General features: G+C 68.1%; 17 protein-coding genes and 1 tRNA gene. 10 read left to right on the top strand and 8 right to left on the bottom strand.

Annotated features, from left to right (window positions below; translation table 11 throughout):
- Positions 1-8: 8 nt before the first annotated feature.
- The 4 genes from DMH03_RS12345 to DMH03_RS12360 all read left to right on the top strand — a co-directional run bounded on the left by DMH03_RS12345 (position 9) and on the right by DMH03_RS12360 (position 6,445).
- On the top strand, positions 9-1,679 hold the full coding sequence (locus DMH03_RS12345; protein ID WP_125792135.1) for a (2,3-dihydroxybenzoyl)adenylate synthase: 1,671 nt from the start codon (positions 9-11) through the stop codon (positions 1,677-1,679).
- Between the two features lie 324 nt (positions 1,680-2,003).
- Positions 2,004-3,323, top strand: coding sequence for an acyltransferase (locus DMH03_RS12350; RefSeq protein ID WP_125792136.1), 1,320 nt, complete (start codon positions 2,004-2,006; stop codon positions 3,321-3,323).
- A gap of 85 nt (positions 3,324-3,408) precedes the next feature.
- Positions 3,409-5,136 (top strand): CoA transferase, encoded by a 1,728-nt coding sequence (locus tag DMH03_RS12355; RefSeq protein WP_125792137.1) that lies wholly within the window; start codon positions 3,409-3,411, stop codon positions 5,134-5,136.
- An 88-nt stretch (positions 5,137-5,224) separates the two neighbouring features.
- Positions 5,225-6,445, top strand: a complete 1,221-nt coding sequence (locus DMH03_RS12360; protein WP_125792138.1) for an aminotransferase class V-fold PLP-dependent enzyme — start codon at positions 5,225-5,227, stop codon at positions 6,443-6,445.
- A 9-nt stretch (positions 6,446-6,454) separates the two neighbouring features.
- Here DMH03_RS12360 and DMH03_RS12365 read toward each other — a convergent pair whose 3' ends face one another.
- From DMH03_RS12365 to DMH03_RS12375, 3 genes are all read right to left on the bottom strand, one after another.
- The gene (locus tag DMH03_RS12365; RefSeq protein WP_233611471.1) at positions 6,455-7,156 is read right to left on the bottom strand and encodes a hypothetical protein; all 702 of its coding nucleotides are present in this window, start codon (positions 7,154-7,156) and stop codon (positions 6,455-6,457) included.
- A 429-nt stretch (positions 7,157-7,585) separates the two neighbouring features.
- Positions 7,586-8,923 (bottom strand): carboxylesterase/lipase family protein, encoded by a 1,338-nt coding sequence (locus DMH03_RS12370; protein ID WP_125792140.1) that lies wholly within the window; start codon positions 8,921-8,923, stop codon positions 7,586-7,588.
- Positions 8,924-8,948: 25 nt separating this feature from the next.
- Positions 8,949-9,854, bottom strand: a complete 906-nt coding sequence (locus DMH03_RS12375; RefSeq protein ID WP_125792141.1) for an MBL fold metallo-hydrolase — start codon at positions 9,852-9,854, stop codon at positions 8,949-8,951.
- Between the two features lie 127 nt (positions 9,855-9,981).
- Between DMH03_RS12375 and DMH03_RS12380 the strand changes: the two genes are divergently transcribed.
- Positions 9,982-10,884 (top strand): helix-turn-helix domain-containing protein, encoded by a 903-nt coding sequence (locus DMH03_RS12380; protein WP_125792142.1) that lies wholly within the window; start codon positions 9,982-9,984, stop codon positions 10,882-10,884.
- Positions 10,884-11,258: an ankyrin repeat domain-containing protein gene (locus tag DMH03_RS12385; RefSeq protein WP_125792143.1), complete on the top strand. Its 375-nt coding sequence runs from the start codon at positions 10,884-10,886 to the stop codon at positions 11,256-11,258. The genes DMH03_RS12380 and DMH03_RS12385 overlap by 1 nt, the downstream gene beginning before the upstream one ends.
- Before the next feature lie 99 nt (positions 11,259-11,357).
- On the opposite strand, the gene DMH03_RS12390 is transcribed toward DMH03_RS12385, so the two are convergent.
- Positions 11,358-12,266: a polysaccharide lyase family 1 protein gene (locus DMH03_RS12390; protein WP_233611473.1), complete on the bottom strand. Its 909-nt coding sequence runs from the start codon at positions 12,264-12,266 to the stop codon at positions 11,358-11,360.
- 322 nt (positions 12,267-12,588) lie between these two features.
- Between DMH03_RS12390 and DMH03_RS12395 the strand changes: the two genes are divergently transcribed.
- Positions 12,589-14,352: a pectate lyase gene (locus DMH03_RS12395; RefSeq protein WP_125792145.1), complete on the top strand. Its 1,764-nt coding sequence runs from the start codon at positions 12,589-12,591 to the stop codon at positions 14,350-14,352.
- 115 nt (positions 14,353-14,467) lie between these two features.
- On the opposite strand, the gene DMH03_RS12400 is transcribed toward DMH03_RS12395, so the two are convergent.
- Positions 14,468-14,540 (bottom strand) — tRNA-Arg (locus tag DMH03_RS12400).
- 66 nt (positions 14,541-14,606) lie between these two features.
- A complete protein-coding gene (locus DMH03_RS12405) occupies positions 14,607-15,044 on the bottom strand; it encodes a MarR family winged helix-turn-helix transcriptional regulator (protein ID WP_125792146.1) in 438 nt (145 codons plus the stop codon).
- Positions 15,045-15,088: 44 nt separating this feature from the next.
- On the opposite strand from DMH03_RS12405, the gene DMH03_RS12410 reads away from it, so the two are divergent.
- Together DMH03_RS12410 and DMH03_RS12415 are read left to right on the top strand one after the other, a co-directional pair.
- Complete coding sequence (locus DMH03_RS12410) at positions 15,089-16,213, top strand: epoxide hydrolase family protein (RefSeq protein WP_125792147.1); 1,125 nt, start codon at positions 15,089-15,091, stop codon at positions 16,211-16,213.
- A 151-nt stretch (positions 16,214-16,364) separates the two neighbouring features.
- On the top strand, positions 16,365-17,282 hold the full coding sequence (locus DMH03_RS12415) for a cation diffusion facilitator family transporter (RefSeq protein ID WP_125792148.1): 918 nt from the start codon (positions 16,365-16,367) through the stop codon (positions 17,280-17,282).
- Between the two features lie 381 nt (positions 17,283-17,663).
- On the opposite strand, the gene DMH03_RS12420 is transcribed toward DMH03_RS12415, so the two are convergent.
- Complete coding sequence (locus tag DMH03_RS12420; RefSeq protein ID WP_125792149.1) at positions 17,664-18,377, bottom strand: DUF305 domain-containing protein; 714 nt, start codon at positions 18,375-18,377, stop codon at positions 17,664-17,666.
- Between the two features lie 8 nt (positions 18,378-18,385).
- Positions 18,386-19,177 carry a DUF3105 domain-containing protein gene (locus DMH03_RS12425; protein ID WP_125792904.1) on the bottom strand — a complete coding sequence of 264 codons (792 nt, stop codon included), beginning with the start codon at positions 19,175-19,177 and terminating at the stop codon, positions 18,386-18,388.
- Positions 19,178-19,380: 203 nt separating this feature from the next.
- On the opposite strand from DMH03_RS12425, the gene argS reads away from it, so the two are divergent.
- Positions 19,381-21,036, top strand: a complete 1,656-nt coding sequence (gene argS, locus DMH03_RS12430; protein WP_125792150.1) for an arginine--tRNA ligase — start codon at positions 19,381-19,383, stop codon at positions 21,034-21,036.

Consider the following 21,036-nt stretch of genomic DNA (forward strand, 5'->3'; position numbering starts at 1 on the left):
AGGCCGTCGTGCCCTCGAAACCTGTCCAGCCGAGCCGTGCGGGAACGGTCCCCTGGCCCGCCGACCTCGTCGAGCGCTATGTCGCCGAAGGCCACTGGAAGGGCCAGGCACTCGCTTCGCGCTTCGTGACCGCCGCCGACGCGACTCCGGACGTCGAAGCGCTGACCGACGGCGACTTCCGGCTGACCTACGCCGAACTGCTGTCCCGTGTGGACGGTGCCGCGCAGCGGTTGCGCGCGCTGGGCCTCCGGCCCGACGACCGGCTCCTGATGCAGCTGCCCAACGGCTGGGAGTTCGTCGTGCTGACGCTGGCGTGCTTCCGGCTCGGCGTGATCCCGGTGATGGCGCTGATCCAGCACCGCAGGCACGAACTGTCCTACCTGGCCGAACTGTCCGAGGCCCGCGCGATCGCCGTGCCGGACCGCGTGAAGGACTTCGACCACCAGGAACTCGCGGCCGGGATCGCCGCCGGGGCCGAGACGATCCAGCACGTCATCGTCGCCGGTGACGTCCGCGACGGCCACGTCGACCTGCGTGCCCTTTGTGCCCCTGCGGCGAATGCGGTGGCGGCGCGCACCGAGCTCGACGCGTTGGCCCCAGACCCGCGTTCGGTCGCGCTGCTGATCCTTTCCGGTGGCACCACGGGTCTGCCGAAGCTCATCGCGCGCACCCACGACGACTACGCCTGCTACGTCGACGGATCCGCCGACGCTTTCGGTTTCGACGCGTCTTCGGTGTATCTCGCCGTGCTGCCGTTCGGGCACAACTACCCGCTGAGCGCGATCCTCGGCGTGCTGTGGGCAGGCGGCCGCGTGGTCGTCTCGCCGTCGCCGTCCGCGCGTGACTCGCTCGGCGCGATCGAAACCGAACGTGCCACGGTGACGTCGGTGGTGCCGGCGATCGTGGTGCGCTGGCTCGAGTACCGCGAGGCCGACCAGCACCACGACCTGTCGTCGTTCCAGGTGCTGACGCTGGGCGCCGCGCGGCTGCAGGACCAGCTGGTCCGGCAGATCAGCTCGGTGTTCGGCTGCACGTTGCAGCAGGGCTACGGAATGGCGGAGGGGCTGACCAACCTCACCCGGCTGGACGACCCGTTCGACATCACCTGCGACACCCAGGGCCGCCCGATCAACCCGGCCGACGAACTGCGCGTCGTCGACCCCGACGGGAACCCGGTCCCGCCGGACGAGCAGGGCGAGCTGATCACCCGCGGCCCGTACACGATCCGCGGCTACTACCGCGCGCCCGAACACAACGAGCGCGCCTTCACCCCGGACGGCTGGTACCGCACGGGCGACGTCGTACGGCTGCGCCCGGACGGCTACGTCGTCGTCGAGGGGCGCACCAAGGACGTGATCAACCGCGGTGGCGAGAAGATCGCGGCCGAGGAGGTCGAATCCTTCGCGTATCAGCTCGACTCGGTGGAGATGGCGGCCTCGGTCGCGATGCCGGATCCGGTGCTGGGGGAGCGCGGCTGCCTCTACGTCGTGCCGGCACCCGGCAATTCCGTCGCACTGCAAGACGTCATCGACGTCATGGAGACGGCGGGGGTGGCCCGGTTCAAACTGCCGGAGCGGCTGGTCGTCGTCGACGCGATGCCGCGCACGCCGATCGGGAAGATCGACAAGAAGGTCCTGCGCGCTGACATCGCGCGACGCCTCGAAGAAGAAGCCGCCTGAGCCGGCTCGTGAGTGGTAAGGACGGGTTCTGGTGGTCTCGCACCGTGTCCCCGATCCTCCGTTGATCAAGGCTGAAACCGCAGTAGCTTGCTGACGATGTAGGAATCGGGACACTGAAGGTCCCAATTCCTACATCGTCAGCCTTCGGACTGGTCTTCACGACCCCGCTCACGGCGGAAATACTCGCAGAATGGGATAAGACGTAGCCCATACAGCGGTGCGAAGCTTGCGAGGCAGCCGGTTACTGGTCTGGGTTCCGCCGCGTGAAGTGGAAATGCTCGAACGCGGTTCACCCCCATCGCTTTTGGGAGAAAGGACGCACAAATGAGCGTTACCGCAACGCGGACTGGCGGGCCGCCCGCAGCCGCGGAAAAGCCAGCCAAACAACGCTATCTCGCCGTCGACGGCCTGCGCGGGGTCTGCGCGCTGGCGCTGCTCTTCACGCACGTCGCGATGATCGCGGGAGTGCTCGGCACCAAGGAACTCGGCGGCACGATCGCTTCGACCAGTGCGGTCGGTGGCTTCTTCACCGGCGGGTTGCAGATCTTCGCCGGCGTCTTCTTCGTGCTCACGGGCATGTTCGTCTACCAGGGTTTCGCGAAGTCGATCATCAACGGCACTCCGCGCAAACGCGAAGGTACGGTGATCCGGCGGGTGCTGCGCCTGGTCCCCGCGTACTACGCGATGTACCTCGTGGTGCTGGTCGCACTGAACCTTCAGCAGGTCGAGAACCTGTGGGACGTCCTCCGTCCGATGCTGCTGCTGCACATCTACGACTGGGACGGCTGGAGCAACGGCATGGAGATCACGTGGACCGTGCCGGACATGGCGCAGTTCTACCTCCTGCTGCCGCTGCTCGCCTGGGCCACCTTCAAGTTCGCCTCCCGCGGCAAGACCGCGCGGGCGCGGGCGTACCGGATGATGCTCCCCGTGCCGCTCCTGTTCGCGGCCGGTATCGCCTGGCTGCTGTACTCGCAGATGAACGGCCTCGGCACCCGCGCGCTGTTCTGGTACCCGATGGGCCTGATGCCCGAGGTCGCGATCGGTATGGTCATCGCGATCTGGCTGGAGCTGCAGAAGGCGTCGCCCCGGGATACGCCCAAGCTGCTCGCTTTCGCCGGCCGCCACCGCGTCCTGTTCCTGGGCATCGCGCTGACCTGTCTGCTCATCAACTGCGCCCGCCCGGGCAGTGAAATCGGCATGGACGACTATTACAGTCTCACCGCGCTCGGGATCTTCTACGGCCTCTTGGCCATTCTCTCGGCGAGCCTGCTGCTTTCGATGGTCGCACCGGGACCCGAGTCACGCTTCATCCGTGCGGTGTTCACCAACCGGGTGATCCTGTTCATCGGCAAGATCTCCTACGGCGTTTATCTGTGGCAGTTCGCGGTGATGCATTTCTATCTGCAGAAGCCGGACGCCTATTTCAACGGCGAGCCGATGCCGTTGATGATGATCCGTGCCGGTACCGGGTTCTGGGAGCTGCAACTGGTCACCCTGGTCGGCACGATCATCCTGTCGACGATCTCGTACTACCTGTTGGAACGCCCCCTGATGAACTGGGGCGAGCGGGTCATCAAGCGCCGCGCCGACCGCAAGGCCGCCGCGGTGCCGCCACCGCGCGGGGAATCGGTTTCGGTGTAGTCCTTTCGCCATCGGACCCCTCCGGCCTGGCGTCCGCCGCAGCGGACGCCAGGCCGTTCCCGCATTCGCTTTCCGGAGGTTCGTCGTGTCCTTTTCCGCCCCCTTGAAAGGTTTCCGGGTCCACTGTGGAGGGTCAGGCCCGGCCGTCGAGACCGCTCTCGATCGGCTGCGGATGCTGGAGGCCGAAGTCGATCGAGAGCGGCCCGGGGGACTCGGCCTGAGCGGGCCGGGCGTCTCCGTCGAGGCGGGTTTGCGCGGGCCGTTCCCGGAGAACCTCGTGCAGGCCGACTGCGGGATCATGGCACTGCACGGACGGTCCGAGGCGCAGCCGCGCCCGCTGGGCATCGACTATGTTTCGGTGCTCACGGGAATCGCCGCCGTCCAAGGCGTGCTGGCCACGACTTTGGCTCAGCTGCGCGGAAATCCGGTGTCCCGGGTCGAGCTGGGCGCGGACGCCGTCGCCTTGCTCGCGGTCGGGCAGTACATCGCGGCCGCCACCGCGGACGAGGATCCCGAGGGACCGGAAGCAACGCCGTCGGCAGCGCGGCCGCCATTCGTCTCCGCCGACGGGGTCGCGTTCGAGGTCGAAGCCTTCGGCGGTGAGGCCTGGCAACGGTTCTGGACCTCCCTGGGAACGCCGGAGCGAGCGATCGGCCGGGGCTGGCGGCCGTTCCTCCTCCGCTACGAACGTGCGTCGGTGTCGCTCCCGCGCGAGTTGCACGAGGCGGCCGAGTCCACCTCGTTCGAGGAGATCCGCTCGATCGCCGCGTCGACCGGGATGCACGTCTGCCCGCTGCGGACGGTGGCCGACCGGCGTGCCGATCCTGACGCGGGCCTGCCGCCGTGGTCCTTCCGTGCCGGACGTGCGGCGCCGCCCGGATCCGGCGCCACCGCCGGTCTGCCGCTCGCCGGAATCCACGTCGTCGAGTCGACGCGCCGGGTGCAGGGCCCGCTGGCGACCCGGCTGCTGTCGCTGCTCGGCGCGACCGTCACCCGGATCGAACCGCCGGGCGGCGACCCCTTGCGGGGTATGCCGCCGATGGCGGGCGACTGCTCGGCGAAGTTCCGCGTGCTCAACGACGGCAAGCGGGTCGCCGAGATCGACTTCAAGCAGGCGGAGGGCCGTGCCGCAGTCCTGGACCTGATCCGCGACGCCGACGTCTTCGTGCACAATTGGGCGCCCGGCAAGGACGTCGAGCTCGGCCTGGACGCGGCCACCATGCACGCGGTGAACCCCGGGCTGGTCTATGCGGCAGCGTGCGGCTGGGGTGACGCGCTGGGAAAGAACCCGCCCGCCGGCACGGATTACATGGTCCAGGCCTACTCCGGGGTGGCCGACGCGCTGACGCACGCCGGGGCACCGCCGCGTCCGACGTTGATGATCATGGTGGACGTCGCGGGCGGATTCGTTTCGGCGGAAGGGATCCTGGCCGCGCTGGTGGCGCGGCACCGTACCGGCCGCGGTGGCGCGGTCACGACGTCGCTGCTGGCCGCGGCCGACGCCCTGCTGCACAAGCCGTCGCCCGCCGCCGTCGACGGCGTCTTCCCCGCGGCCGACGGGCTGCTCGCGATCGTGACCGACGACGTCGGCATGCTGTGTTCGCTCCTCGACATTTCCTTACCCTTAAGCGAAGAATTGCCGGACGCGATCACCAAGGCACTGGGCACACGGCCGGCGGCGGACTGGGCACGAAGACTGGGCCCGATCGCGATGCCCGTCCGGCGCGACCTCGGCACGCTCGTGGCACGCCATCCCGGGCGGTTCGAGCGGAACGGATGCGCGATCGCCACTTCACCGTGGGCTTTTTCTTGATCCGTGGCAGCGCAGGAGATGTCCACCCAGTGAGAACGCTGCGACCATCAGGTGCGAACAGTGGTCCGGTCGGCGGAGGAGCTTCGGGATGAGTGGGAACACACTGGGCGTGCTGGGCTCCGACGTCAAAGTGGGGTTGGCCGACGGGACGAAGATCGCCTACGCCAACCTGGATTACGCGGCGAGCGCGCCGTGCCTGCGCGAAGTGGCCGACGTGGTGGGGGAGCTGCTTCCGCTCTACGCGAGCGTGCACCGCGGTGCCGGTGCGCTTTCCCGGCTGTGCACGGAAAAGTACGAAGCCGCCCGCGAATCCGTCACTACGTTCCTCGGCTGCCGCCCCGACGACGAGGTGGTGTTCACCCGCAACACCACTGACGCGCTGAACCTGCTCGCACACGCCGTCCCGGCGAACACTGTCGTCGTCGCGTTCGAAGGTGAACACCACGCGAACCTCCTACCCTGGAACGAAGTCGTCCGGCTCCCCGCGCCTTCGTCGCCGGGTGAAGCGATTTCCGCCGCTACGAACGCGCTTGTAAAGCAGCACGAGGGCCCGGTGCTGCTGGCCGTCACCGGAGCGTCCAATGTGACCGGTGAGGTCTGGCCGCTGGCCGAACTCGCCGCCACCGCGCACCGCTTCGGCGCCCGCATCGCGGTGGACGCCGCGCAACTCGCGCCACACCGGCGCATCGACATCGCCGCGCTCGACCTCGACTATGTGGCTTTCTCCGGCCACAAGCTGTACGCGCCCTTCGGCACTGGCATACTCGCGGGCCGCGCCGACTGGCTCGACCGCGCACGGCCGTACCTTTCGGGCGGCGGTGCCACCGCGCACGTCGGTGACGCGCCCGGCGACGTCCGCTGGGCGTCCGGTGCCGCGCGCCACGAGGCGGGCTCCCCGAACGTCATCGGCGCCGTGGCTCTCGCCGCCGCGTGCGATGCCCTCGCGGCGGCGGACCTGGACACGGTCCGAGCCGAGGAGGACGCCCTCATGACCCGGCTGCACGACGGCCTGGCGGCGATCCCCGCGGTGCGGATACTCGGAGCCGGCGGCAGCTGGCCGGACAGGCTGGGCATCGTCTCCTTCACCGTCGACGGCGTCGAGACGCGCACGGTGTCCACCCGCCTGGCCGCCGAATTCGGCATCGGCGTACGCGACGGCCTCTTCTGCGCACACCCCTTCACCCGGCGGCTGCTGGACGAAGCTGGTGCGACCACGCCGACCGCGGTGCGCGCGAGTATCGGCATCGGCACGACGTCCGAACACATCGACCGGTTGATCACCGGAATCCGGGCCATCTCCGGGACCTGAGTAGCGAGCCTATCGCCGGAACCAGCGTCGCCGCTTTTCCGTGGTGCCGGACGGCTGTAGACCCAGCCTTCCGGTCAGGAAGAAGGTCCCGGTCACGATGTTGCCGCGCGCGGGTGGTTCCTTGAGGGCGGTGGTCGCGATGGCGACGTCGACTTCGATCGCGGCGATGGTGCGGACCCGGATCCGATGGAATGCCGCACCGGTAACGGTATTCACGGGAGTCTCGGCTTCGATGACCTCGCCGGCGAACAGCGCGTGCGCTGAGGGCGTCCAGTCGGACGCGGGCTCTGCGAGCGCGAAGGTGCCGGAAGGGATGAAGTGGTCGGCGGCGAATTTCGGCCCATCGTCGCCCTGCGAGGCGTAGTAGGACTCGGCGTCGGCGTGCACGGTGACGTCTTCTGCCAGAGCTGCCAGCACCAGGGACCCGGTCTCGAGCTGCCCGCCCGCGTCGGCGAGGACCGCTCGGTCTTCAAGCTCCACCGCGATGGGACAGACCATTTCCCCCTCGACGCCGTCGAGGAGGTCGAGCGTCGCGGTCTCGTCGTCGACGAGGCGAACGTCGCGCACCGGTACCGCGGGCGTCGTGCCTGCCAGACACGGCAGGAGGTACTCGATCCCGCGGTTGCGGACCTGTGCGACCAGCCGGGCACCCGAAGCATCAGTCCAAACATGTTCACTGAGCTTTGCGGCGATCTGCCGGGTTTCGCCCATACCGACCAGGGAAATGACCTTCTCCCCGAACTCGTCCTGGTCGGTGAAGCCGATCCCGATCGCCTCGAAGTGGCTCGACACGCGCATTCCCCCTGTTTCGTTGTCCGCTGGAGACTACCGACCAGGCCGGACAAGGTCATCCAGGTTTATTTGAGGGGTTAGGCAAACGTGGCGTGTCTCGGGTGAGGCGGTGGCTGGGTGACGCGGCACCGTACTCGCGTGCTCAGACCCGGATCTCGCGTGTCACGTCCCCAAGCACGCGACCAGCCGCCGAGGCCACAGCCGCCCCACCGTCACCAGGGACCACATCCGACGGTAGCGAAAGCCTCCTTCCCTACCGTCAGAGTAGGCAAAGAGGCCCTCACTACCAGGAGAACGCGTACGCAGAAGCGACACCGGCCCCACGCCACGACACGTTTGCCTTACCCCTCAATACCCGAGGTACCGGCTGAACCGCCGCTGCGGGTCGTACGCCGCCCAGCCCGGGTCCCCGGTACCGGCGAACGTGACCCAGGCGCCGTGCATCCGGGCCGCGAGGTCGTCCGGGGCAGGGTCGGGACCGAGCAGGCCAGTGTCGCCGTGCAGCCAAGGCTTGTCGGCGATGTCGAAGACGAAGGGCAGCTCGACGGTGTGGGCGGCGCCGAGTCGTCCGTTCAGGGCAGTCGAGCGATATCCGAACGAGTAGACGTGTGTGCGGCCGCCCGAGAGTTGTGCGTGGGCCTGCGCCATGCGTGCCGTACCGGCTCCGAACAGAGCCTCCCCGAGCACATCGGCCTCCGTGGAAGACTCCCGATTGCCTTGCGGCGCAAGGTAAAGGTTCCCCTCTTCGGTGTTGGTGCCGATCAGCAGGTCCACGTCGCGCGCCGGGCCGTCCGCGAGACCGTCGGCGGGCTGGACCGCGAGAACCAGGCCGAATGGGCTGAGGCCTGCCAACGGGTCTGTTGCGGTGCTGGTGCGCAGGTCGAGTCCGGCCAGTGCGGGCAGGACTTCGACGAAGCGCTCGTCCGGGATCGCGGCGAAGGCGTCGGCGGTCGGTTCGACGCCCAGCGTGGCGGCCGCGGTGGCGGTGACCCGCCGCGCCTGTTCCGGAGTGAAGGCGCCGGTGCCGCTGCCGCTCTGGATGATCGCCCGCCGGAACAGCCCTTTGGCTTCCGGCGTCGCGAGTAGCGCTCCGACGAGGGTGGCGCCCGCGGACTGGCCGAAGATCGTGACGTTGTCCGGGTCGCCGCCGAAGGCCGCGATCGTGGCGCGCACCCAGCCGAGCGCGGCGAGCACGTCGAGCAGTCCGCGGTTGGGCGGAGCGCCATCCAAGTCGAGGAAACCGGGGATGCCGAGGCGGTAGTTCACCGTCACGAGGACGATGCCGTCGCGGGCGAACGCGCTGCCGTCGTAGAGCGCGGCGCGGTTCGAACCGGTGACGAATCCGCCGCCGTGTACAAAGACCAGGACGGGTCGCCCGCCGCTGTCGGCGGCAGGCGTGCGGACGTCGACGGTCAGGTACTCCTCACCCCGGACCCAGCCCGGTCCGAAATAGGGGGTCATGTCGAGCTTGCCGAAGTCGCGGACCGGTTGGGGAGCCGTCGGCGAAGGCCGGGTGCCGTCGCGGACGCCGGACCAGCCGGGATGCGGCGCGGGCGAGCTGAAACGGCGGGCACCGATCGGTGCCGCCGCGTAGGGGATGGCACGGTAGAACTCGCCGGAGTCGTCGCGGACGCCGCGCACGGCGCCCGCCGGGGTTTCGACGACCGGGTCTGCGTACTGGGTCACGGGAAACGCTACCTTTCCTGGAATATCAGGAGATGCGGGAGAAGCCCGCCCACTCCTTGATCGCGAACTTGGACCCGTCGCGTTCGACCTCCGCGGCGCCCTGGCCCGCGAAGTGCGCGGGGAAGACGAGTGCGTTGGTCTCGGCGGCGTGGCCGAGCAGCTTGTGCCGGGTGGCCCTGGACTCGGCCGGGTCCTCGCAGAAGCAGGAATTGGTCTCCGGCTCCACGATCTGCAGCGCGGTGTGCACCAGGTCCCCGACGAACAGGGCCCGGTCGCCGCCGGACTCCAGTGCGAGCACGGACGAGCCGGGGGTGTGCCCGGGAGCGAGGTCGAGCCGCAGGTTCTTGTCGATCCGGTACGACCCCTCCCACAAGTGCGTCAGCCCCGCCTCGTGGACCGGCGTGACGCTGTCCTCGAAGACGTTCTGGTTGCCGCGGCCGAGCACCGTCTCGTGCTCGTTGGCCGGGTCCCAGAACTCGAAGTCCCGCCGCGTCATCAGGTACGTCGCGTTCGGGAAGGTCGGCACCCAGGTGCGGCCGTCCAGCCGGGTGTTCCAGCCGACGTGGTCGATGTGCAGGTGGGTGTTGACCACGATGTCGACGTCCTCGGGGCGCACCCCGGCGGCGGCGAGGTTGTCGAGGTAGCCGGTGTCCTGGCGGCTCCATACCTGCGCGTAGGGCCGGTCCTTGTGGTTGCCGACGCCGGTGTCGACGAGGATCGTGCGCCCTTCGCTGCGCAGCAGCCACGACTGGATCGCCGAGTGGCATTCGCCGGTCTCCGGGTTCCAGAAATCAGGCGCCAGCCAGCCGCGATGCTCGTCCCACGAGCCTTCGGGGCTGTCCGGGAAGAACTGGCCCGGGCTCATATCGACCGAGCCGTAGAACTCCATGACGCGGGTGACGGTGACGTCGCCCAGGGTGATCTGATCCATGTGGTCCGTCCTCGGTTCGGTGAATGAAACCGAGCCTGGCCACGGGAGCGCGCACGAACCAGTCCCGCGTTGTCCTACCCCTCACAGGGGGTGGCTGGGATCGGGCCGCGCGCCGGATACTGAAGGTATGGACGGACCTGGCCCACTCGGCGACTTCTTGCAGGCCCGACGCGCGCTCCTCCGGCCGGCAGACGTCGGCCTGCGTGACCTCGGGCCGCGACGGCGGGTGGCCGGGCTCCGGCGCGAGGAACTGGCCCAGCTGGCGGGCGTCAGCGTCTCGTACTACACGAGGTTGGAGCAGGGACTGTCCCGCGGGGCCTCGGCCGAGGTGCTCGAGGCGATCGCCCGCGCCCTGCTGCTCGACGACCACGAACGCGAGCATCTCAACCGGCTCGCCGATGCCGCCCGCCACACTCCCCGCCCGCGCCGCCCCCGGCCCGAGAAGCTCGCCGACGAGACGCGGGACCTCCTGCGCGCCGTGGACGGCGTCCCGGCGCTGGTGCTCGGCCGGCGTACGGACGTACTGGCATGGAACACCCTCGGGCACGCCCTGCTGGCAGGCCACCTGGACTTCCACAGCCCGGACAATCCGGCGGAGCGGCCGAACATGAGCCGGATCCTGTTCCTGGACCCGCACTGCCGGGAGCTGTACACGGACTGGAAGCGCAAGGCCCGCGCGGTGGTCGGCAACCTGCGGAGCACCGTCGGCAGGCACCCGCAGGACCCACTGCTCGCGGAGCTGATCGGCGAACTGACGATGAAGAGCCCGGAGTTCGTCGCACTCTGGGGCGACCACCGCGTGGCACCCTGCGACGCCGCGTCCTACGACCTGCACCATCCCGTCGTCGGCACGGTGACCATCACGCAGCAGACCCTGTCGATCGCCCGCTCACCGGAACAGATGCTGATCGTCTGCACGACCCCCGCCGGATCCCCCTCCGAAGAGGCTCTCGCACTGCTCCGACAGACGAGCGAACGTCGGTGGTCCTATGTGGACACTTCGCTGAGCGCGAAGGCGGGTTTATCCTGATGTCGATCGAATTCAGTGCTGCTCACCATGCCGTTGAGATGGGTGATCTTCCGCGGCTTCGTGAGATTCTCGACGGCGGCGCTGACATCAATGAAGAGCATGATGGGCTTACTTTGCTGCACCATGCCATTGATGTCGAGATCGACAGTCACACGCAGACAGGCGAGCCGCTGCATGTGGACGTCACGGCTTATTTACTGGCGCGAGGAGCGGACCCGACGCGTCCTTCTGATGGCGGATGTGGCGTTACTGCCGAGCAGATGGCCTTCGCAAGCCGTCATTGGCTGGCGTCGGCTCTCTTTGAGGGATGGGCCAAGGCCGCCGCACCGCAGTGCTCTTCATCGTCGACTTCGGGGCCGTCCTGCGGCAACTGACCGATCTGCGCCGCAACGGCAGCCCACAGACCTGCGGCGGACGGTGCTGACCCGCCGGAGCACCGCCCCGGCGCTTGCCTGCTCCGGGGCGGTGACCGGTCAGGGCAGGATCTTGCCCGCTCCCGCGCCGGCGGTCACACTGCCCTTCACCGCGCTCGCGGACTCAAGGCTGTAGGAGTACGGAATTCCGGCCACCGTTCCGCTCGCCTGCGGTGAACCGGATCCGGTGAAGAGGTTCCCGCGTTGCACCAGGGTGCCTGCCGGCGAACCCGCGTAGCCGACCAGCGTGGGTTCGTCGACGTTGTCGAAATGGTTGTTCTCGACCAGTACGCCACCCTTGCAGGTGGACGCGACACCGTATTCGTTGTCTCGATAGTAGTTGTTGAACACGTGTACCGGATTGGCGAATCGCACACGCGGATGCCGTGTCCCCGAGCCGTCGAAGTAATTGTGGTGATAGGTCACCCGCAATTTGCCGGTATCCTGGCTCCCGTTGTCGTCACTGTGCCCGAGCAGCATGGACTTGTTGTGCCCGTGCACGCGGTTCCAGGATACCGTGATGTAATCCGAAGCGCGCTTGATGTCGACGGCGCCGTCGTATCCGTTGGTGAACGTGTTGTGGTCGACGACCACGTTGGTCGAGGCCTTTTCGATGTTGATCGCGTCGTCGTCCCAGTCCCGGAAGGACAGGTTCTGGATCACCACGTTCTTGGAGCCGCTCAAAGTCAGGCCGCAGCCGTCGATCGTCGCGCCGGCATTGCCGAGAATGGATTTGTTGGACCCCACCTTGAGCATGCCGGAACAGGAAATGGTGCCGGAGACCCGCACCACCGCCGCCGTGGTTCCGCTGATCGCCGAACTCAACGCGGACGCCGAGGTCACCGTGATCGGCGGTGCGGCACCGCCACCGTGGGTGCCGCCGTTCTGGCTCGCCCAGCCGATCGGTGCCGCCTGCGCGGAGATTTCCGCATTGACGCCGGTGGTCACCACGGTCGTCGAAGTGACCATGGTCAAAGTCAGAATCGAAAGAAATCGAAAAGGACGCAAATTCATCACGCCGCCTCCTTGCGGTCGATGAAAACGGAATGTCCTAAGAGGATTGATTCGGATCCGATGGCGAAGTGCCGAGAACAGGAGACCAACGAACCGGCGTCACGTCAACCCTCGATCGCCGATTCCCGGTTCACACTGATGAATCGTGAGGCCAGCCGTGCCGCGATTCACCGATATTGCTCCAGGTGGACGATCCGGCTTGACGGGAGCGCTCCCAGCTATCACGATGCGTTTACAAGTGTGGACGTCGTTCAGATATGTGAATCGAGATGTGATCATGAGTCTTACGCGCCGCAGCTTCGGATTCCTCGCCACCGCTGTGCCGGTGGCCGTCCTCGCGGGTGGACACCAGGCCGTGCAGGCCGCCGTGCCGGGAATTCCGGAGGCCATGCGCCGGGCCGCGGGGTTCTTCGACGAACAGCTCTCGCATCGCGGCGCCTATGTCTGGAGCTACCTGCCCGACCGATCCCAGACCTGGGGTGAGATGGCGGCTAGCCGCACCATGTGCTGGGTACAGCCACCGGGAACGCCGTCGATCGGGCACAGCCTGCTCGACGCTTACCACGCCACCGGTGACGAAGCCTTCTATCGCGCCGCCTCGCGCACCGGTCTCGCCTTGGCGGCGGTCCAGTTGCCGGTCGGCGGCTGGAACTACGTGCACGACTTCGCGGGTACGAAGGCGCTGCGCAAGTGGTACGACACCGTCGGTGCGAACGGCTGGCGACTGGAGGAGTTCCAGCACTATTACGGCAACGCGACTTTCGACGACGCGGGCACGTCCTCCGCCGCGCAGTTCATCCTGCGCCTCTACCTGGAACGCGGCGATAACCGGTTCCGCGTGGCCCTCGATCGTGCCCTGCGCTTCGTGGTGAAGGCGCAGATCCGCGGAGGGATCGCCGACGGCGGCTGGCCGCAGCGTTTCCCCCGGCTCGCGGGGGCCGTGAAAGACACGCCGTGGCCCGAGGTGCTGCCGTCGTGGCTGCCCGCCGACATCCGGCACGGCATGGAGGACGGCGACTACACCGGGCACGTCACCTTCAACGACGACGTCCTCGGTGAGAACATCAAGTTCCTGCTGATGTGCATGTCCACTTTGGACATGCCAGGCCTGGCCGGGCCGATCCGGCGCGCGATGGACTGCCTGCGCCGCCTGCAGCAGCCGGGCCCGCAGGCGGGCTGGGCGTTGCAGCACCTGGCCAGGGAGTCGGGCGGCAGGCCCGCGGGTGCTCCGGCGGGTGCGCGGTCCTACGAACCCCGTGCACTGGCCACGCACACCACCCAGACCAATGTGCAGCAGCTGTTCCACTACTTCCGGCTCACCGGTGATCGAGTGTTCCTCGACCGTGTTCCCGAGGCCATCGCCTGGCTGGACAGTTGCCCGCTCACCGCGCGGCAGCACGCCGAGAACCCGTTGCTGGCCGGGCGAACCCATCCCACCTTCGTGGATCTGGACACCAACCGGGCGCGGTTCGTCCACCGCTTCGGCTCGAACGTCCGCAACGGCGCCTACTACACCGACAACGACCACCGTGCGACGCTGAGCCATTATTCCGGCGGCCGCGTGATCGACACCGCAGCCCTGCGCGCCACCTACGAGCAACTGCGTGCCCTCACCCCCGCGCAGGTCGCCGACCTGAAGGCGCGCTCGCCGCTCAGCGGCGTCTCGGTCCCGCTCCCTCGCTATTTCACCCCGCGCGAGCCTCAGCTCACCGACCTCTTCCTCGGTGCGCCGTCTCAGCTGCCGGTCGTGTCGGACGCGGAGGCGGCGGCGCTGGTCGACGGGCTCGGCGGCAACGACTACTGGCTGACCCCGGCGGACGCGATCACCAATCCTTATCGCGGTCCCTCCCCGGCCACGCCTTACGTCGGGAAGGCGTATATGAGCAAGCATGTGGGCGACCTGTACGACACCTCGCCCTACGATCCACTCACTCCACCGGAGGAGCCGCCGTACCGGCCGAAGGAGCGTCCGCCGGTGATCAGCGCCGGCACCTATGTGGCCAACATGGGCAAGCTGATCTCCTGGGCCGCGGCCAGGTAGATGTGGCTCGGGTGTACCGGCAGCTCCGCAAGGCTCGCGAAGGCGCGGGAGATGGGCCCAACGCCGGTGACTTCTACTACGGTGAGATGGCAGCTGAAAGAGCTGTTCATCAGTGTGCCCTCGGCAGGATTCGAACCTGCGACACCTGCCTCCGGAGGGCAGTGCTCTATCCCCTGAGCTACGAGGGCGTTGCCGCCTGAGCGACATTGGGAAGCTTAGCGCACGTCTCCGCGGGTCCGCGCGAGTGGTGGTCGTTAGCCGTTGTGGTGCTCGACGACGCGGGCGAGCAGTCTGGTCAGCTGCTCGCGCTCGGCGGGGTCGAGTGGCGCGAGGAGCGTGTCCTGCGTGTCTCTGACCAGGTCTTCCAGCTGATCCAGGCGCTGGGCGCCGGGTTCGGTGAGGCTGATCAGGTTGCGTCGGGCGTCGGCCGGGTCGGGGGAGCGGTCGACGTGGCCCGCGGCGGCGAGTTCGTTGATAACGGCGACGACGTCGCTGCGGTCGATGCCGGTGCAGCGGCTCAAGGTGGCCTGGCTCGACGGGCCGTTCTCGTCGATGGCCGCCAGGATCCCGTAGTGGTATCGGCGGGAGCCGCTTTTCACGAACTCGTCCATGGCGAGCCGGTGGGCCACGGTGGCGGCCTGGTTGACCAGCCAGCTGGCCTTGGTGCGGAGCCGGAGGGGTGCGGTGGTCATCGGGACAGCGTAGCGTTGGTGTCACCAACGAACTGGGAGGGCGCATGATCGAACCGTTCGAGGTGGCGATCCCCGAATCCGCCATCGCCGATCTGCGGGCCAGGCTGCGCGCCACGCGCTGGCCCGAACCGGCCACTGTGGACGGTTGGGAGCAAGGGGTTCCGCTGGAGTTCGCGCGCGAGCTTTGCCGGTACTGGGCGGAGGACTACGACTTCGGTTTGGCGGTCCGTGTCAACGCTTTCCCGGGTTTCAAGACCACTGTGGACGGTCTCGGGATCCATTTCCTCCACGTTCGCTCGCCGGAGCCGGACGCGACGCCGCTCGTGCTCACGCACGGCTGGCCGGGTTCGGTGGTCGAGTTCCTCGACGTGTTCGGCCCGCTGACCGATCCCGCCGCGCACGGAGGCGATCCGGCGGACGCCTTCCATGTCGTGGCGCCGTCGCTGCCGGGGTTCGGCTGGAGCGACAAGCCGTCGTCGGCCGGGTGGAACGTCGAGCGGATCGCCCGGGCCTGGGACGAGCTGATGGGGCGGCTCGGCTACGGGCGTTACGCCGCGCAGGGTGGCGACTGGGGTGCCGGGGTGACGAACATGCTCGCCAAGGTCGCGCCGGAACGGCTGATCGGTGTGCACGTGAACATGGCGAGTGTTCCGTATGACGAGACCCGGCTCGGTGAGCCGACGGCGGAGGAGAAGGCGGCGATCGCCGATCTCGCCCGGTTCCGCGCGGTCGGTTCCGCGTACTCGCAGCAGCAGGCCACGCGTCCGCAGACGGTCGGCTACGGCCTCACCGACTCGCCGGCGGCGCAGGCGGCGTGGATCGCCGAGAAGTTCTGGGAGTGGACCGACAACGACGGCTCGCCGGAGACCGCGCTGTCCTGGCGGCAGATGCTCGACGCGATCTCCGTCTACTGGTTCACCGGGACGGCGGCCTCGTCGGCGCGGATCTACTGGGAGAGCAAGGAGCGGGACCTCTCCGCGGTTGAGGTTCCTTCGGGTATCTCGATCTTCCCGAGGGAGATCATCCGGCCGTCCCGGCGCTGGGCGGAGCTGCGCTACACCGATCTTCGCTGGTACGAGGTGCTGTCCAAGGGCGGGCACTTCGCCGCGTTCGAGCAGCCCGAGGTCTTCATCGGCCAGCTGCGGGGGTTCTTCCGGTCGCTTCGGTAGCGGTGCGTGTCGGTTCCAGGTTTCGGGAAGGCCCTCATGGGGGATGGTTTCCATGTGTGGCTTAAGACATGGTGAACTTAGGCTCACCTGTATTGCACATATGCGCATGTGACAATATATTCGGCCTGTCGACTTCACGAGAGGCGGAGCAATGGGTCACGGGCACGGGCATGGGACGGCCTCGCCGTCGAGCGCGTCAGGCCGCTACCTCAAGAGCTTGACGATCGCCCTGGTCATCGGCGCCGGCTTCATGGTCATGGAGTTCATCGTCGGGTTCGCCACGGGCTCGCTCGCGCTGATCTCCGACGCCGCGCACATGTTCACCGACGTCCTCGGGGTCGGCATGGCGCTGGCGGCCATCATGCTCGCCCGGCGAAGCGGCCCGACCCTCACCCGGACCTTCGGGTTCTACCGGGCCGAGGTGCTCGCGGCGCTGGGCAACGCCATCCTGCTGTTCGGTGTCGCGGGCTACGTCCTGATCGAGGCCATCGGCCGCATCAGCAACCCGCCCGTCGTACCCGGCCTGCCCGTCCTGCTGGCCGCCGCGGCGGGTCTCGTCGCGAACATCGTCTCCTTCCTGGTCCTGCGCAAGGGCGCGGAGGAGAGCATCAACGTCCGTGGCGCGTACCTCGAAGTCCTCGCCGACCTGATCGGCTCCGTCGGCGTGCTGCTGAGCGGCGCGATCACGCTGGTGTTCGGCTGGCGCTACGCCGACCCGATCATCGGTGTCGCGATCGGCCTGTTCGTCCTGCCCCGCACCTACGCCCTCGCCCGCCGCGCGCTGCGGATCCTGTTCCAGCACGCGCCGAAGGGGGTCGACGTCGCCGGAATCCAGGCCGAACTCGGTGGGCTGAAGGGCGTCGAAGACGTCCACGACCTGCACGTCTGGACGCTGACTTCGGGGATGGAGGTCGCTTCGGCGCACCTCACCATCGCGCCGACCGTCGAGCAGGCGGCGGTGCTGACAGAAGCGCAGAACCTCCTGGCGGACCGCTACTCGATCGAGCACGCGACGTTGCAGATAGAAGTGCCCCAATGCGCGCAGCGCTGCCGGGAGCTTTCCTGGTAGCGCCTGCGGTGGTTTTCATCAGTGAGTGGGGAAGATTCGGGACGCTCAACGCCCCGAATCTTCCCCACTCACCTGATGCGGGTCGGCGTGCCTCGCGACGATGGAGGATTTGGGACACTCAACGTCCCAAATCCTCCATCGTCAGCCCTCGATGGGGTGAAGGCCCCCTTCCCTCGGCTCAGCCGAGGAAACTCGACCTTGCCTAGTACATGAAGGCCCCCTTCCTTGCGCTAGGCGCAAGGAAGGGGGCCTTCATGTACTTCACGCGCATCGAGGGCACCTCGGCGCCCGCTCCAGGCTGGGTCACCTAAAGCCGTGAAGGCCTCCTTGAGGGACCCAGAGTCCCTCAAGGAGGCCTTCACGGAACAACAGAGAAACGCCTCAAGCAGGAAGCGGAGCCGCACCGCGCTCCTGCAACAGCCCCTTCATCAGGGTGATCTCGGCACCCTGCGACACCAGCATGCTCTGCGTCAGCGACTTCACGTCCGCGATCGCCGTGTGGTCGTGGCCGTACTGCGCCATCGCCGTCCCGCCCTCGTGGTGCCGCAGCATGAGCTGGAGGAAGAAGACGTCCATCTCCTTGCCGGTCAGCGACCGCAGTTTGGTGAGTTCGGCCGTCGTGGCCATGCCGGGCATCGGGGCGCCGTTCGACGGCTTCATGCCGGCGTCGCCGTGCGCGCCGTGGCCTGCCATCGGTTCGGTCATCCAGGTCATGTAGGCGCCGGTCGCCTGTTCGGGCCGGCCCCACAGGCCGAGCCAGCCCTTCATCCGGCCGACCTGGCCGGTCTGCGTGCGCTCGATGTCGAACGCCAGGGTCTTGATCGCCGGATCGGCCGTGTGGTCCCGCGCCCAGCCCGCCATGGTGACGGCCTGGAGGTGGTGCACCGACATGTCCTGCGCGAAGCCGACCTCGACCGAGCCCGCGGCCGGGGTCGCGGGCTCCGCGTCGGAGTCGATCAGCCTGGTCGTCAGGGCGCCGAGGCCGAAGCCGAGGATCAGCATGACGACCAGGGCGGCCCCGATCACCAGCCATCGGCTCTTGGTCGACCGCGAGGTGTCGTCCGGTTCGTCGACGTACTGGAGATCGGGGTCCACTTGGCTCACTACTTGCTCGCGGGCGCCGAGGGCTGGGTGGCGGGCGCGGACGGCTGACCGGCGCCGGGCTGGTCCTGCTGCGTTCCGGCGGTGCCCTTGTAGTCCATCGGCTTCGCGTCCGGCCCCGGCGGGGTCGGGTCGAAGTCGCCGGGCTCGATCTGCGCGTCGCAGGTGGCGTCACGCTCGGGGTACGCGCCGTACGGGTTGGTGCGCAGCGCGGCGATGAACTGGTCGATCCGCTCGTCGGAGGCGGAGTCGAGCTTCAGCTGGTGGCCCCAGGACTGCACCGAAATCGGCTTGTCCAGGTTCGGGTACGGCGACATCACCGTGTACGGCTTGCCCTCGACGCGGACCCGCAGCAGCTCCAGCGCGTCGCCGGAGATCTGGGCCGGGTTGTAGGCGATCCAGACCGCGCCGTGCTCGAGACCGTGGACCATGTTCTCGTTGCGGACGGCCTTCTCGTAGACGACGCCGTTGCACGCGGCCCAGGCCTGGTCGTGCGGGCCGCCGAAGGGCGGGGTCTTGTCGTAGGCGACGCGCTCGGCGGCCGTGACGTGCACGGATCCCTCGTAGGTCGCCGTGGTCACGCCGGCGATCCGCTTCGAGGGGTCGGGGTCCTGCTGTGAGGGTGCGAAGGCGGCAGCGGTCTCTTCGCGGGTCTTCTGCTCGCGCTTCGGGGCCGAGGCGACCATGTAATAGGTGACCACCGAGGCAGCCAGGGCGACGATCGCGACGACGGCGATGATCGTGCCCCAAGGCGTGCCCTTCTTGGACACGACGGAACTACGGGCGGCCTTCATGGCGTTCTTCGACGACGCGCCCTTTTTTCTGGTTGTCCCGTTAGCCATGGCTCCTGCGTTCTCCAAAGGGGGTGGTCCCTGCGCGGGCCAGTGTAGAGACCCCGCGTCTGATCACCGTGAACAGTGCGAAGATCACCGGCTTGGCTCACACCTTCCGGCGGTCGCTGCGAAGCCCGGACCAGGTCACACCTAGAATTCCGCGAGTGACTCCCGCAGCTCTCGCCGACCTGGTCCGTAACTCCGCCGTGCAGGTTCTCGCCGCGCGCGGCCTCGACGATTCCGTGCTGCCGGAGAAGGTGACGATCGAACGTCCCCGCAACCCCGAGCACGGCGATTACGCGACCAACCTGGCGCTGCAGGTGGCCAAGAAGGCGGGGATGAAGCCCCGTGACTTCGCCGACGCGCTGGCCGAAGCCCTCGCCGCGACCGACGGGATCGACTCGGCCGAGGTCGCCGGGCCGGGCTTCCTCAACCTGCGGCTCGCCGCGGACGCGCAGGGCCAGATCGTCCAGCAGGTGCTCGACGCCGGTGAGAAGTACGGCCTCGGCGACACGCTGGCGGGCCTCAAGATCAACCTCGAGTTCGTGTCGGCGAACCCGACCGGCCCGATCCACCTCGGTGGCACGCGCTGGGCCGCGGTCGGCGACGCGCTGGGCCGAGTGCTGTCCGCGCAGGGCGGCCTGGTCACCCGGGAGTACTACTTCAACGACCACGGCGCGCAGATCGACCGCTTCGTCCGGTCACTGGTCGCCGCCGCCAAGGGCGAGCCCGCCCCCGAGGACGGCTACGCGGGCGGCTACATCAACGACATCGCCGCCGAGGTCATCCGCCAGGAGCCGAGCGCGCTTTCGCTGCCGGACGACGAGCGGGCCGAGACCTTCCGCCGGGTCGGCATCGAGCTGATGTTCACCGAGATCAAGCAGAGCCTGCACGACTTCGGCACCGATTTCGACGTCTACTTCCACGAGAACTCGCTGCACGACTCCGGCGCCGTCGCGTCGTCGGTCCAGCAGCTGAAGGACTCCGGCAACCTGTACTTCGAGGACGGCGCCTGGTGGCTCAAGTCCAAGGAGCACGGCGACGACAAGGACCGCGTCGTCATCAAGAAGGACGGCAACCCGGCCTACATCGCCGGTGACCTCGCCTACTTCCAGGACAAGCGCAAACGCGGTTTCGACCTCTGCATCTACATGCTCGGCGCGGACCACCACGGCTACATCGCCCGTCTGAAGGCCGCAGCGGCCGCCTTCGGTGACGACCCGGCCGTGGTCGAGGTGCTGATCGGCCAGATGGTCAACCTGGTCTCCGATGGCAAGCCGGTCCGGATGAGCAAGCGGGCGGGCACCGTGATCACGATGGAGGACCTGGTCGGCACCGTCGGCGTCGACGCGGCCCGCTACGAGCTGATCCGCTACTCGGTCGATTCCACTTTGGACATCGACCTCGATCTGCTGCGCAAGCACTCCAACGACAACCCGGTCTACTACGTCCAGTACGCCCACGCGCGGCTGGCCTCGTTGCAGCGCAACGCTTCCGACCTGGGCCTGAAAACCGATGGCGAAGTCGACTACGGCCTGCTTACGCTGCCGGCCGAGGGCGATCTGATCCGCACGATCGGCGAATTCCCGACCGTCCTCCGCCGGGCCGCACTGCTGCGCGAACCGCACCGCGTCGCCCGGTACCTCGAAGAACTCGCCGGCGCGTACCACAAGTTCTACACCGTGGGCCGTGTTCTTCCCCAGGGCGACGAGGAGGCCACCCCCCTCACGTTCGCCCGGCTCGCGCTGTGCCAGGCCGCCCGCCAGGTGCTGGCGAACGGCCTCAACGTGCTCGGTGTCTCTGCTCCGGAACGGATGTAA

Origin of the sequence: Amycolatopsis sp. WAC 01376 (assembly GCF_003947415.1) — a bacterium.
In the GTDB taxonomy this organism is placed as follows: Bacteria; Actinomycetota; Actinomycetes; order Mycobacteriales; family Pseudonocardiaceae; genus Amycolatopsis.